Below are 14121 nucleotides of genomic sequence, written 5' to 3'. Positions count from 1 at the left end.
ATGACTCAAGCCTTGTTGGAACTCAAAGGCATCAGCCGCAGCTTTGTGGCGGGAGAGAAGGCCTTCATGGCCCTCAAGAATGTCAGCCTGACCATCAACGCCGGAGAAATGGTGGCGATCACCGGCGCCTCGGGGTCGGGTAAGTCGACGCTGATGAATATCCTCGGTTGCCTGGACTACGCCACGGAGGGCAGTTACACCATCAACGGCCGTGAAACCCGCGACCTGGCGGACCACGAGCTGGCGGAACTGCGTCGTGACCACTTTGGTTTCATCTTCCAGCGCTATCACTTGCTGCCGCACTTGAGCGCCATGCACAACGTCGAGATGCCGTCGATCTACGCCGGTGTGACGGAAGCTCAGCGCCACAGCCGCGCGAAGGAACTGCTGGTGCGGCTCGGCCTGGCCAATCACCTGGTCAACCGTCCCAGCCAGTTGTCCGGGGGCCAGCAGCAACGGGTGAGTATCGCGCGGGCCTTGATGAACGGTGGCGAGGTGATTCTCGCCGACGAGCCGACCGGTGCCCTCGACACCGCCAGCGGCAAGGAGGTGATGAATATCTTGCTGGAGCTGCACGCGGCGGGGCACACGGTGATCATCGTGACCCACGACGCCAAGGTTGCGGCGAATGCCGAACGGATCATCGAGATGCGCGACGGCGAGGTACTCAGTGATCGCGTCAACGAGCGCGTCGGCGTCGAGGTGGCGCCGCCCGCTGCTACCCAGCTCAAGGCCAACCCGGGGCGGCGTCTGGTGGCGAGCCTGGGGCTGTTCAAGGAAGCCTTTGTGATGGCCTGGATCGCGTTGATTTCGCACCGCATGCGCACATTGTTGACCATGCTCGGCATTGTGATCGGCATCACCTCGGTGGTGTCGATCGTGGCCATCGGCGAAGGCGCCAAGCGTTATGTCCTCAGTGATATCCAGGCGATCGGCAGCAACACCATCGATATCTATCCGGGCAACGACTTTGGCGACAGCCATGCCTCGGCCATCGAAACCCTGGTGTTGTCCGACGTGACCGCCCTCAGCCAGTTGCATTACATCGACAGCGCTACACCCAACGCGGGGCGCAATCTGTTGCTGCGTTTTGGCAATATCGACGTGGATGCCACGGTCAACGGCGTGAGTGCAAGCTCGTTCCAGGTCCGCGGGATCAAGATCGCCGAAGGTATCGCCTTCAGCCAGGACGATGACAATCGCCAGGCCCAGGTCGTGGTGATTGACCACAATACCCGCAACCGCTTGTTCGGGCCGAATGTCGAGGCGCTGGGCCAGATCATCCTGGTGGGGAACCTGCCGTGCACGGTGATCGGCGTGGCGGCGGAGAATAAAAACATCTTCAACACCAGCAAGGCATTGAATGTCTGGGTGCCTTACGAAACGGCCGCCGGGCGCCTGCTGGGCCAGCGTTACCTGGATAGCATTACGGTGCGGATCAAGGATGGGCAGCCGAGCAAGGTGGTGGAGGCCAACGTGGTCAAGCTGATGGAGCAGCGCCACGGCACCAAGGACTTCTTCACCTACAACCTCGACAGCATCATGCAGACGGTGCAGAAGACCAGCCAGTCGCTGGCGTTGCTGCTGTCGCTGATCGCCTTGATTTCCTTGGTGGTGGGCGGCATCGGTGTGATGAACATCATGCTGGTGTCGGTGACCGAGCGGACGCGGGAAATCGGCATTCGCATGGCGGTGGGCGCGCGTCAGTCGGACATTCGGCAACAGTTCCTGGTGGAAGCGGTGATGGTCTGCCTGATCGGCGGGGTGATCGGTATCTCATTGTCGTTCGGTATCGGCTTTGTGTTTTCCCTGCTGATCAAGGAATGGCAGATGGTGTTTTCCCTGGAGTCGATTGTCACCGCGTTCGTGTGTTCAAGCCTGATTGGCATCATCTTCGGCTTCGTACCTGCCCGCAACGCGGCGCGGCTGGATCCGATCGAAGCCCTCGCGCGGGACTGAGGTATTAAAAAGCCCGCCACCGGTGACGGTTGGCGGGCTTTTTTACGGCCGGTGGTCAGGCGGACTGACCGACCCTCTGCAAGCGGTGTGCGGTGGCGGTGCTGACCGCGTCTTCAAAGCGATCGAGTACGTTGCCCACCTGGGCTTCGGTGATCGTCAGGGCGGGCAGGAAGCGCAGGACCGAACCGTGGCGACCGCCGGTTTCGATAATCAGGCCGTTATCGAAGCAGTTGAGCTTGATCGCCCGCGCCAGCGTGCCATCGCCCAGGCCCACCCGGCCGTCCGTTCGCGACTTGGTGACCTCGACGCCGATCATCAGGCCGCGACCCCGCACATCGGCGATCGGGTCATGACGCCCGGCGATTTCCTGCAGGCCGGCCAGCAGTTGCGCGCCACGTGCGGCCGCATTTTCAACCAGCTTGGCCTGTTGGATGTGACGCATGGTGGCGCGCCCGGCGACCATGGCGATCTGATTGCCGCGGAACGTGCCGGCATGCATGCCGGGGCCCCAGGTGTCGAGGTGTTCGGCATAGATAATCACCGACAGCGGGTAGCCGCCGCCGATTGCCTTGGACAGCACCAGGATGTCGGGGACGATACCGGCATGTTCGATGGCAAAGGTGCTGCCGGTACGGCCCAGGCCGGTCTGCACTTCATCGATGATCAGCACAATGCCCAGCTCGCGGGTGATCTCGCGCAATCCGCGCAGCCACTGAGCCGAGGCGGGAATGCAGCCACCTTCACCTTGCACCACTTCGACGAGCACGGCGGCGGGGCGGGTGACGCCACCTTCCGGGTCAGAGAGCACGGTGCGGATATAGTCGATTGACAGCTGATCCGTCTGCTCGCCGTCGGTGCCGAACGGGCAACGGAAGCGGTACGGGTAGGGCAGGAAGTGGGTGTTTTGCGCGGTGACGCTGGGGATGCTTTTCGGATTGAGATTGCCCATGGCCGACAGGGCGCCAGCCGTCATGCCGTGATAGCCGCCGTGAAAGGCCATCAGCGCCGAGCGCTTGGTGTAATGACGCGCCAGTTTGATCGCTGCTTCCACTGCGTCCGAGCCGCTGGGGCCGCAGAACAGAATCTTGCTGGTGTCGCGCATGGCGGCCGGCAACTGGGAAAACAGTTCCTGCACGAAGGCGTGCTTGGCCGGTGTGGCGAGGTCCAGGGCTTGTTGCAGTTGGTCGGTGCCGAGGAAGTCCAGCACCGCTTCTTTGACGACGGGCGGATTGTGACCCAGGGCCAGGGTGCCGGCATTGGCCAGGCAGTCGAGGTACTCCTTGCCTTGGGCATCCTTGACCCATACGCCGTTGCCGCTGACGAACAGGCGCTGAAAAGTGGTTGCATAAGTGCGTGCATTCGACTCGACTTTCTTCAGATAACTCAGCTCTTCCATAATCATGTACTCATCGGCTGCGGCAAAGCGCAGCGCTGGATAGTTGATGGAACAAGAGACGGCGTGTCGTTGATAACGACAGTTCTTTAGGGCAGTAATCGGTGGGTCGGTTATATGACCGTATGACTGTCGGCCTGGCAAAGAAACTCAGCCGAAAAGTTAGCTGAACAGCCTGTTGAATGAGCACTGTAAAGTTAACTTATGACCCTGATTAGTTTGAAGGAAGGCAGCAGCGGCCGCTATCGGTTCAGGCGGGGGGTGTCCCTGAAATCTATGTCAATAAAGTGCAGGTAAAAGCATAAGTCTGCGCGTGCGCTTGAACTGTGAAAGTTGTACGCGAGCGGCGTGCTCAGAACAAAACAATTCTGCTGAAATGACGATCTTGAATAATTAACAAGACAGTTTTATTGCAGGCGTGTAACGGCTGGACTGCCTGGGTTGGCATGCATCCAACGGATCAGCGAATGGCGCCCGCTGATGCCCATTTTGATCACCGCGCGTTTCAAGTAGCTTTCCACCGTGTTGACCTTCAGTTCCAGCGCTTCAGCCAGCTCAGGCGCGGTACGTCCCGCCAGGAGGCCGGCGCAGATTTCCTTTTCGCGATTGGACAGCTTCAAGCCGGACTGCAGCAGGCGGGCCTCAAAACGCTGACGGAGGGAATCCATGTCCCGGTTTTGCGGGACAAGCCCTTCAGTGGCGATATTTTTGTCGGGAATGCCTTGAGAATTTATCGCGTTAATGTGCTTCTCTACCAACGCCAGCAACAGCAAGGAGAAATCCTTGAGGATTATTTGCTCTTGCATCGAGAAGTTATCGGCCTGTGCGCGATAGAACGAAATTATATAAAAGTATTCTTTTTTACGGGATTTCAGATGCAACTGGGAGCTGAACGAGATGGGCGCCAAGTCGTGTTTTGCACCCGTGTCGACCGACGCTGAAAAACCGGTCATGGGTTGAGCAATCAGCCGCTCTTGCACCAGAGGGTCGGTCGGTGACGCAGGTGTTGTTTGTTGCTCGGCTTCAATCAGTGAGGACATGCGCTCAGGGCTCAGGATCTCTGCGCCGTTACCGTTGGGTTCTGCACGTGTTCCGTCGGCGCCCTTTATGCGGATGTGCGTAATGTGCGTGGCATCCACGGGCACCTTGGTCAGTACCAGGTCATGCAAAAACCGCGAGAAATGGCGGCTGCCCGTACTGGCGATGACTTTACCGATGAGAGGGAACAAGGTTTGAGAGTTCATTATTTCACCGTCATGTTTCGGTTGAGGATTGTCGCAGCGGTTGCGTCGGTTGAAGAGCAAGCCTCACGGGGGTAGAGCGGTATGAAAGCCCAAGCTTTGGTTGCATGTTTCTAAACGGTGCCCTAGCATGAATCTCAATGGTGGCACAGTGATATTGTCTACTTGCCCGGCCGTCCTATCGAACTTCACTGCCGGCTGTGTGCACATGTTTTATCCCTGCATCAGTCGCTGTGTGCCCATGACTCCGGACAACAGGCCGATACCCAGCAGAAATACACTGGGCGCCTTGGCCATGATTTTCTGGGCCGCCGCGAGGGACAACAGCTGGCGTGAGATGGCGCCATAGATCAGCAGGATCGTGACGTCGATCACACCCCAGATCAGTGCGAGGATCAGGCCCTGTTTAATGAAGTCGCCATTGGGGTCAATGAACCCAGGTAGGAAAGCGAGGAAGAACAGGATGTCTTTCGGGTTGGACAAGCCCACTTTGAGGGCGCGCCAGAAAAAGTGACGCTGACCTTTTTGCACCGTCGCAACGCTGTCCGAGCTGGCCAGGAGGCTGGACACCCCCAACCAGGCCAAATAAAGTCCGCCGATCAGTTGACCCCAGTTCAGCAGCACCGGGCTGACATCCAGCGCGGTATAGATGAGCGCCAGGGTGATCAGTAGCAAGAGTTGGGCGGACAACACGCCGCCCGTGATCGTAGCGGCAGGCCAGGCTTGCCTGGCATCGGAGATGACCAGGGCCACCACCGGACCGGGCGAGGCGATCAGGAAAAACACAGCCAGGGCAAAGGTCAGGTGCAGCATGCTCATAGGGTGGTTACCAGGTCCAGTACGCGGTTGTTGTTGCCCAGGCGTTGCGCGTAGTAGCGATAGCCGGCCACCGCGAAAGTGCGTTGGATCCAGCGATCACGGCCATCCAGGCCGGCTGAGAAAGCACTACGGGCATGCGCGGTTTTACGGTTGTCGATGATCAACAGGTCGCCGGCCTTGAGGTGTACCGGATGGGCGACCTCCCAGGCGGCCTTGCGCAAGTATTCAAGTTTGAGTTGCGCGTGTTTGCTGTGTGCGACCATGAATTGAGGATCGAATCGGAAATAGGGCGATTCGGGGTCACCGTATAGAACCGTCTGTTTTTGATTTATATCAATACGGCAGTTTTTTTCCGTCTCGCAGTAGTCCGACAGAAAGTTGTACTTTTCTTCATGGAAATAATTCAGGTCTTCCGGTGTAATGATGTCGCGAATGCCATCGATAGAACTAATGAAGGTTGCGGCTTGGGCGCCGGGGTCCTGGCGCAGGCAAAAGAGCACCAGGTAATCCGGAGACACAGCATGGAAGGCATTTTCGGTATGCAGTTCCAACTCGCAATCGTAGCTGTCGGAGTTGGCACCCTTGGAGTATTTTTTATGCGGGAAGAAGTTGTTGATGATAGCGCCGTTGGATTCCTGGATATAACCGATCGGGTCGCCCAGCATGGCCGTCGCTTTCAGGATGATCTGCTCACTGATAGTGCATTCTTTGTTCAGGCTGGCGCGATCGCTGGGTGTCGGCGGAACCCTGCCGATGGGCAGGTTTTTTAAATGCAGGAAGCCTTTTTTATTACCAAATAAACGAAAATTCAATATGTCGGATTCGGTCGTCTGGTCGAGCTTTGCTTGCTGGATACTGGAAGACAGGAGTTGATTGAAATTAGGCATGGTGAAGGATCTGCTGTGTGTTTAAAAAATATTAAAGGCCGCAGAGGTTAGGCGCATGCCAAGCATGATTGATTTTTTTAGTTGGGTTCGGTTGCGCTTGAAATGACTAATAAGTCTGTCGCTTATTTGTACGGTTGATTATTCGTCAACCGCACTGTCTTTAAAAACGGAAAAAAATGATGGGTAAGGATGAGTATGAATCATGATGCGCTTGATCAAGGGACGCGCCGACTGCCACCGCTCTACGCATTGCGTGCCTTCGAATTGGCCGCGCGTTTCAGTTCTTTCACCCAGGCTGCCGACAACCTCTTCATTACCCAAAGTGCCGTGAGCCGGCACGTCAAGGCCTTGGAAGAGCATTTTGGCTGCGCGTTGTTCGAGCGCAAAGGGCCGAAAATTTTCCTCACCCAGGCCGGCCGATTGTTGGCTCAAGAACTGAGAGTCGGCTTTCGCCTGATCGAGAATGCCTGCACCGTCACCCGGCGCAAGGAGAAAACCTTACGGGTCAAGGCGCCCTCGACCTTGACAATGCGCTGGTTGCTGCATGTGCTTGATGAGTTCAATGCAGTCAATGATATAGAGCAGGCGCAATTGTCCAGTGAGTGGATGGACGTCGATTTCGTCAACTTCGATGTCGAGCCGTTCGACTGCGCAGTATTGTTGGGCAACGGGCGGTTCTCCAACGACCTTGAATTTATCAAGCTGTTTGACGAATGGCTGATACCGGTCTGCTCGCCAAGCCTGCTGGAGCAGCACAACCTGAGTGGTGAAGGGGTGTTCTCGGCGGAGTTGATCCACCCGTCCCGCGACCGGCGCGATTGGCAACGCTGGCTGGAACGAGTGGGCTTGATGTCGGCGGTGTCCTGGCAGAAAGGCAAAATTTTCGACACCCTGGAACTGGGCATCTCCGCAGCCATCCAGGGCCGCGGTATTTCCATCGGCGACCTGGCCCTGGTGGGCGACGAACTGGTCAAGGGGTCACTGGTACTGCCCTACAACAAGGCGGTCAGCACCGGCGACAGCTACTACCTGGTCTGGCCCGCGCGCAGCAATAACAACGCGGCGCTGGAGAGCTTCAAGCGTTATCTGCTGGAAACCGTCCCAGTGATCGACGAGCGCGGGTTGGAGTTCTTGAGTTGACGCCGCCAGCCCAGGCAACGCTGCAAAATCCGGCATGCGCTAAACGCTGAAGCACTCGTCGAGTCGGCACACGTCCAGCACTGGTTTGGGGGTACCAGGAACCAGGCTGGAGCCATCCGGCGTCGGTGCCGGCACCTATGGGTGAACGGGATAATCGGTGTAGCCGCGCTGATCGCCACCAAAGAAGGTGCTGGGGTCCGACGCGTTGAGCGCCAGCCCGTCACGGATCCGCCGCGGCAAGTCAGGGTTGGCCAGGAACGGCCTTCCAAAGGCAATGATGTCGGCACGGTTGGCGGCCAATGCGCGTTCTGCCGTTTTCGGATCGTAACCACCGGCAATCATCAGCACGCCTTTCCATTGCGTACGAAGTTGACTGATGATTGCGTCCCAGCGCGGATCGAAATTCTCGTCCTTGACGGTGCCCACCACGGCAGGTTCCACCAGGTGCAGATAGGCCAGGGGCAAGCGGTTCAGCGCGCCCACGATGTGGCCGAACGTGGCTTCGGGGGTCGCATCGCCCATTCCCATGAAGCGGCCCATGGGCGTAAGTCGAACACCTGTTCGCTCGGCTCCCACCTCATCGGCGACAGCCTCTACGACTTCCAGCAGCAGGCGAGCGCGATTTTCCACACTGCCGCCGTAGTTGTCCTCACGCTGGTTGCTGTTGCTATTGATGAACTGGTCGAGCAGATAACCGTTGCCCGCGTGGATTTCAACGCCGTCCATGCCGGCTCTCAAGGCATTGCGCGCGGCGCGACGATAGTCGTCGATGATTTGCGCAATCTCCGAGGTTTCCAAGGCTCGCGGGACGGGGACATCACCCCAGACACCCTTGCCATCTTCATCGACGATAAACGTCTTGCCTGGCACCGGCAGTGCGCTGGGGGCAACCGGCAGGGCGTTATCGGGTTGGAAGCTTGGGTGGGAAACACGCCCCACATGCCACAGCTGCATGAAGATCAGCCCTCCGGCTTCGTGGACGTGTGTACTCACCTGGCGCCAGGCCTGCACCTGTTCCTCGCTGTAAATTCCCGGGGTCCAGGCATAGCCCTGGCCTTGGCGGGAAATCTGCGTGGCTTCGGTGATGATCAAGGCCGCACTGGCGCGTTGTCGGTAATACTCGGCGTTCAGGGCGGTTGGAAGGTCGCCCGGCTGTCCGGCTCGGGACCGGGTCAAAGGGGCCATGGCCACGCGATGGGCCAGTGTGTAGGGGCCAACCGTAATGGGTTGAAACAGGTGCTGAGTCATGAACAGTTCCTTGGGAGGGCATCGAGCGGGATGCCGTGAGTGCTCAGGCGGACGGGGCCTGGTTGAAAAGCAGGTGATTGCCGATTTCCGTACCCTGGATCCGCAGTCGCCGCCCCAGCGCCACTTGAGCGTGCTCCCAGTTGCGCAGCGCCCGATCAATATCGTTGGGGAAAGCACGCAGGGCGGAGCCGAGAGCTAACGCATTGGTTGCAGCCTTCGAGGTACTCGCTGCAGTGTGTGGCCGAGGTATGGCGGCGGCATCACCGAGCAGCAATACCCGGCGGTCAACCATATGGTCGACGGCAAGGTCCCGGATTGCCTGGACAAAAGGATGCTGGGTCGCTTGTACGATGGCGCGGAACTGGGGAGGCAGCAGGGCGTCGGCCTGCTCGAACAGGTCATCGCGCCAGGCCGGCGCCAACCGGCCTTCAGGCACCGAAAAGCCACGTTCGTGGCCGTCCGCATCGGTCATGATGCGCGGGAGGATGTCGAGGGGGGCGACCCGATACCAGACCCAGTTGTAGAGTCGGTGGCCCGGCCGTAAATCGTTATCGGCACCTGGCACCAGATAACCGAGAATGTGTGAGCCCTGGTTGTTGGCAAAGCCGAAGGTGCCGAACATTTCTTCGCGCACCCCGGCGGGTACGGCGTGCTCGGGGACGAGACCTCGCCATGCCACGTAGCCTGCATAGGTTGGCTGGCTGTCCGGCCACAGCAGTCGACGTACCGTCGAGCTTCCGCCGTCGGCGCCAATCAATAGCTGCGCCTGTGCTGCATGCCCGCTATCGAAGACGGCACTGACAAGCCCGGGCTTGGTTTGATCGACGTTTACCAGCGTCTGGCCCCGGTGATAGTGCTCAGGTCCGAAGGCATCGCGCAGAGTTGTGTAGATCAATGACCAGGACGTCTGGACCTGGGGCATGTGTGAATGACTGCGTATCGAGCCGTCCGGACGAAACACGGTTCGGTACTCTGATCGCACGCCCAGTTCGCTGAGTGGAAGCTCGCAACCGCTTTGGCGTAGAGCCTCGACCACCTCGGGCTGCAATACGATGCCGCCACCTCGGCTGTCGAGGTCCTGTGCCGAGCGTTCATACACGTCTACGTCCCACCCCGCGGTGCGCAGCAGATTGCCGGCGAACAAGCCGCCGAGTGAGCCGCCGATGACAAGGGCGCGGCGTTGATGATGCGATGGTGATGCAGTGCCGGACATGGGATTTTCCTCCTGTTGGGCACTAACTTAATCCGGTGGGCCGTGCGTGATAATCCAGACATGGCCCTATGCTGCATTGCGTGAAACGCAACGCTTCGACCGGGGGGCGGCTTCAGGTCATGCCTGCTGCACCGAGCGCGTCAGGGGCAGGTTCAGCCAGCGCCGGCCGGTGGCGTTCGCTATGGCATTGCCAATGGCGGCGGCCATGGGGCCCTGGACGATCTCGGCGGCCCCGAGAAACGGTTGTCCGGGCTGATCGAGTAAATGTACGTCGACCTGCCTGGGCAACTGTGTAAAGCGCAGGATCGGATAACCGCTCCAGTCGTAGCTGCGCACACCGCCCGGGTCGTAGCCGACTTTTTCATACAAGGTCCAACTGGCGGACTGCACGATGCCGCCTTCCACCTGGTTGCGCAGGCCATCGGGGTTGACGATCTGGCCCACGTCCACGGCTGTTATCACGTGGTCGAGCCGAATCTCGCCGGTTTGCGGATGCACCTGCAAACGTACGGCGATTGCGCAGTACCCCATGATGTTTTTGTAGCGGGCAAACGCGAAGCCAATGCCGGCGCCCGGCTCATTACCTTTATGCGGCCAGCCGCTGGCGTCCCGGACGCGTTCGACCACCGCACGGGCTCGCGGGTCTGCCAGATGGGCGAGGCGCAAGGCAACCGGATCGGTGCCGGCCTGGATGGCCAGTTCATCGATGCAGGCTTCGATGGCGAAGATATTGATGTGCGCCCCCAGTGAACGCATGGCGGATGTGCGAAACGGCATGCTGGTCACGAAGTTCATGTCGATGCGGGTGGATGCCAGGGTGTACAGCGGCACCGCGTTGCGATCGCCGTCCCCTTCGGGCTGCGCGATTGGAACCGACGGCGCGGAGACGAATGGCCGAGCCAACAGCCGTGCGGGAATCAGCCTGCCGGCATTGACGATGCGTTCGTTGTGCGGCGTCGTCCACAATTCATAGGCCCAGTCCTGCAATTTGCCCTGCGAATCCAGGTTGGCGCGGACCTCGGTGAGCATGGCACTGCTGTAGGGCTCCCAGAGGTTTTCCTGCTCGCGCATCCATTGCACACGCACCGGCGTGCCTGCAACACGCATCGCAATCAGCGCGGCATCGGCTGCCGCGTCGTCCGCTCCGTTGTGGCCGTAACACCCGGACCCCTCGATATGGATGCAGCGCACCTGCGCCGGGGCCAGCCCCACCATCTCGGCGATCCCTGTGCGCAAAGGGTAGACGCCTTGCGTGTGGGTCCACACGGTGAGCGTGCCATCCTTGAACCAGGCCACGGCACAGGACGGACCAATGGAACCGTGCATGAGGTACTGCTTGGTGACGCGCGCGTGATAACTCACGCCGGCTCCGGCCGCCGGGCTGCCTGCATGGCTGATCGGATAGCGGCGCGCCGGCAGGCGTATCAACAGTGAGTGGATGTCATCCGATTCGGGGATCGCCGCTGCGCCGCTCCAGCGGGCCAGTTCGTACCCGCTGCGCATCGCTTTGATGGCCTGCCATTCATCTCGTGCTACCACGGCCAGGTAGTTGCCGTCGCGCACCACCTGCACCACCCCGGGCAGCCCCTTTATCGACTCGCTATCGAACTCTTCAAGGACGCAACCAGGCCGTGGTGGGCGGATGACGCGGGCATGCAGCATGCCGGGCAGGCGCAGATCCTGGACGAACGCCGCGCCGCCACTGACTTTGGCCGGGATATCCAGGCGCGCAACGGAATGACCGATCAGCTTGAAAGCGGATGCCGGCATCGAGGGTGATTGCGCCTTCGCATAATGGTGCAGGTCGACGCCCTTGACGGCTTGGGCATATGTCATCCGTTGTCCGGCCAGGCCCTGGATGACGCCCTCATGGGTGGTCAGCAGGGCGGCTTCGACTTCCCAACTGCGCGCCGCCGACTCCAGCAGCAACTCGCGAACCTGGGCCGCCGCATTGAACAAGGCCGTGCCGCTGTCGAAAATACTATGGCTGCCGGCCGTATAACCTTCGTCGGGTGTCAGGGCGGTATCCGCGGTGAGCAGATGGATTGCGCTCGGTGGGACATCCAGGCGTTCGGCGGCAATCTGCAGGAGGGCCGTTTTCACCCCCGTACCCAATTCGACCTTGCCGGTGTAGACGGTGATGCCTTCGGCGTCGACGCGGATCCAGGCATCGAGGTAGGGGTTGGTGCGCAGGCTGCCTGGGAGATCGGGTGCCAGCACGACAGTGCCGAGCGTATCGACTTCGCTGTCGGCCAGCGCATGGCGCGCTGCCGGCACCAGTGTGAATGTCAGCACCAACGCGCCTGCGCGCAGGAAAGCGCGGCGGCCCTGATCAACTTCATGCTGAAGAGTCATGGGGCGCTCCTGTCTTGCCTGGCGACACGGCTGATGGCGTCGATGATCCGCAAGTGGGTGCCGCAGCGGCACAGGTTGCTCGCCATATGCTCGCGAATGGTGTGTTCGTCCGGATGAGGCGTGCGCTCAAGCAACGCCTGGGCGCGCATCAGCATGCCGGCGATGCAGTATCCGCATTGAGCGGCCTGTGCCTCGATAAAGGCTTTTTGCAAAGGGCCGGGACGCTCCGCCGTGCCCAGGCTCTCGACCGTACGGATGGCCTTGCCTTCCAGCCCTGTGCAGGGCGTCAGGCAGGAAAATACGGGTTGGTCGTCCACCAGCACGGTGCAGGCACCGCACTGTCCCAAACCGCAGCCGTACTTGGCGCCGTTAAGCCCCAGATGGTTGCGCAGCGCATACAGCAATGGCATGTCGGGCGCGAGCTCCAGCGAATGGGGCGAGCCGTTGACGTTGAGGGTCATTTGGGTCATTGCGCCTCCTGACGTAACTCGAGAAGAGTGGAAGAAAGGTCTGTCCACGGCTGGCCTGGCTTGGCCTGCTCGCGAAGAAATGCAGCCAGCGCCGCGAGCTGGTCGTTGTCCAGGCTGGCAACGAAAGGCGGCATGACCGGCCCGGGTCGCCCAGGTGTGGCAGGCACGCCGTCGAGCACCGTCTTGAGAAAGTTGCGCGCACTGGCTGCCTGCAGGGCCGATGTGCGGTCCAGAGCGGGGCGCCCATCAATCTCTCGCATCGGCGCGGCGGGGCCATGGCAGCCCGCGCAGGCACCTTCGAACAACAGGGCGCCAGGCGTCTGCTCGGCTACCTCGGTGGGGCGTGTGGCCGCCGAGGCGGGTAGGGGCGGTGCGGGGTCAGTGAGGCTCAGCAGGTATTCGGCAACGGCTTGGGCATCGCTGGCGGGCAGGTTGGCCAGGCTGAGGCTGACCGGTCGCATCGGCCCGGCGGCGGTGCCATGGCCCTCCACAACTTCAGCACGCAGGTACCCTACCAACTGTTCGCTGCTCCAGGGCCGGGCACGGTTGGCCATACCCAGCAGAGAAGGCGCCTCCCATCCGTCGACCAGCCCTCCCGCCAGGTGCTGAGCGGTTTTCTCGGCGCCCAGCAGGTTAAGCGCAGAATGGCAGCCTGCGCAGTGGCCAGGGCCTTCGACCAGATAGCGTCCGCGGTTCCAGGTCGCAGATTGCTGCGCCACGGGCGTCAAGGGGTCTGTATGCAGGAACAGCAGATTCCAGAACGCCACCAATGGCCGGATGTTCATCGGGAATTTCATCTGGTTCGGCATGGCTGGCGAGTGCACGGCGGGGCCGCTCATCAAATAGGCATAGACGTCGCTGATATCCCCTTCCGTCAGGCGACGGTAGTGCACGTAAGGGAAGGCGGGGTACAGCAAGTGCCCGTCGCGCGAGACGCCGTCGCGCATTGCCCGTTCAAAGGCCGGCAATGACCATTGGCCAATGCCGGTCTCGGCGTCCGGTGTGATATTCGTGCTGTAGAGCGTGCCGAACGGGGTCACCAGCGCCAATCCACCGGCCAGGTGCTGGCCGCCGGGACGTGTATGGCAGACCGCGCAGTCGCCGGCTTCGGCTACCCGCGCACCCTGTGCTACCTGTGCGGAATCGAAACGCTGCGGCGGTTCGGCCGGTGCGATCGCCGGGCGCCACATCAGCAACACAGCGCCTATCCCGCCTGCCGCAGCGAGCACTGCAGCGCCTATCCATAGCTGCCTGGCTTTCATCACGTCACCCTTCATTCGTCCATGGAACCCGCGAGGGACTTGTATCGCCGAGGGTAGAGAAGAGAAGCGCGGGGCGGTATTGCCAAACCGCGCAATGGCGCTTTGCGCCATCGGCAACACTGAGATCGTTGCGT

Annotated in this window: 11 protein-coding genes; 2 read left to right on the top strand and 9 right to left on the bottom strand. The window is 60.5% G+C overall.

Annotation, left to right across the window (positions count from 1 at the left end; all coding sequences use genetic code 11):
- The gene (locus EXW71_RS28270) at nt 1-1959 is read left to right on the top strand and encodes a MacB family efflux pump subunit (protein ID WP_134661255.1); all 1959 of its coding nucleotides are present in this window, start codon (nt 1-3) and stop codon (nt 1957-1959) included.
- A 55-nt stretch (nt 1960-2014) separates the two neighbouring features.
- Here the strand turns inward: EXW71_RS28270 and EXW71_RS28265 are convergent, their stop codons facing one another.
- The 4 genes from EXW71_RS28265 to EXW71_RS28250 all read right to left on the bottom strand — a co-directional run bounded on the left by EXW71_RS28265 (nt 2015) and on the right by EXW71_RS28250 (nt 6299).
- Nucleotides 2015-3355 carry a diaminobutyrate--2-oxoglutarate transaminase family protein gene (locus EXW71_RS28265; protein ID WP_134661256.1) on the bottom strand — a complete coding sequence of 447 codons (1341 nt, stop codon included), beginning with the start codon at nt 3353-3355 and terminating at the stop codon, nt 2015-2017.
- A 404-nt stretch (nt 3356-3759) separates the two neighbouring features.
- Complete coding sequence (locus tag EXW71_RS28260; protein WP_134661271.1) at nt 3760-4596, bottom strand: helix-turn-helix transcriptional regulator; 837 nt, start codon at nt 4594-4596, stop codon at nt 3760-3762.
- A 210-nt stretch (nt 4597-4806) separates the two neighbouring features.
- Nucleotides 4807-5412 (bottom strand): LysE family translocator, encoded by a 606-nt coding sequence (locus tag EXW71_RS28255; protein ID WP_134661257.1) that lies wholly within the window; start codon nt 5410-5412, stop codon nt 4807-4809.
- Nucleotides 5409-6299, bottom strand: a complete 891-nt coding sequence (locus EXW71_RS28250) for a TauD/TfdA family dioxygenase (RefSeq protein WP_123717927.1) — start codon at nt 6297-6299, stop codon at nt 5409-5411. Before EXW71_RS28250 ends, EXW71_RS28255 begins: the two co-directional genes overlap by 4 nt.
- A 189-nt stretch (nt 6300-6488) precedes the next feature.
- On the opposite strand from EXW71_RS28250, the gene EXW71_RS28245 reads away from it, so the two are divergent.
- A complete protein-coding gene (locus EXW71_RS28245; RefSeq protein ID WP_123717928.1) occupies nt 6489-7439 on the top strand; it encodes a LysR substrate-binding domain-containing protein in 951 nt (316 codons plus the stop codon).
- A 135-nt stretch (nt 7440-7574) separates the two neighbouring features.
- Here EXW71_RS28245 and EXW71_RS28240 read toward each other — a convergent pair whose 3' ends face one another.
- The 5 genes from EXW71_RS28240 to EXW71_RS28220 all read right to left on the bottom strand — a co-directional run bounded on the left by EXW71_RS28240 (nt 7575) and on the right by EXW71_RS28220 (nt 13987).
- Nucleotides 7575-8687: an alkene reductase gene (locus tag EXW71_RS28240; RefSeq protein WP_134661258.1), complete on the bottom strand. Its 1113-nt coding sequence runs from the start codon at nt 8685-8687 to the stop codon at nt 7575-7577.
- A 43-nt stretch (nt 8688-8730) separates the two neighbouring features.
- Nucleotides 8731-9900: an FAD binding domain-containing protein gene (locus EXW71_RS28235; protein WP_134661259.1), complete on the bottom strand. Its 1170-nt coding sequence runs from the start codon at nt 9898-9900 to the stop codon at nt 8731-8733.
- 117 nt (nt 9901-10017) lie between these two features.
- Complete coding sequence (locus EXW71_RS28230; RefSeq protein ID WP_134661260.1) at nt 10018-12255, bottom strand: molybdopterin cofactor-binding domain-containing protein; 2238 nt, start codon at nt 12253-12255, stop codon at nt 10018-10020.
- Nucleotides 12252-12725, bottom strand: coding sequence for a (2Fe-2S)-binding protein (locus tag EXW71_RS28225; RefSeq protein WP_123717932.1), 474 nt, complete (start codon nt 12723-12725; stop codon nt 12252-12254). The genes EXW71_RS28230 and EXW71_RS28225 overlap by 4 nt, the downstream gene beginning before the upstream one ends.
- Complete coding sequence (locus EXW71_RS28220) at nt 12722-13987, bottom strand: c-type cytochrome (protein ID WP_134661261.1); 1266 nt, start codon at nt 13985-13987, stop codon at nt 12722-12724. Before EXW71_RS28220 ends, EXW71_RS28225 begins: the two co-directional genes overlap by 4 nt.
- Nucleotides 13988-14121: the final 134 nt, after the last annotated feature.

It is taken from the genome of Pseudomonas sp. BCA17 (assembly GCF_004519405.1).
Classification (GTDB): Bacteria; Pseudomonadota; Gammaproteobacteria; order Pseudomonadales; family Pseudomonadaceae; genus Aquipseudomonas.
This window is presented reverse-complemented; position numbering and strand designations above follow the sequence as displayed.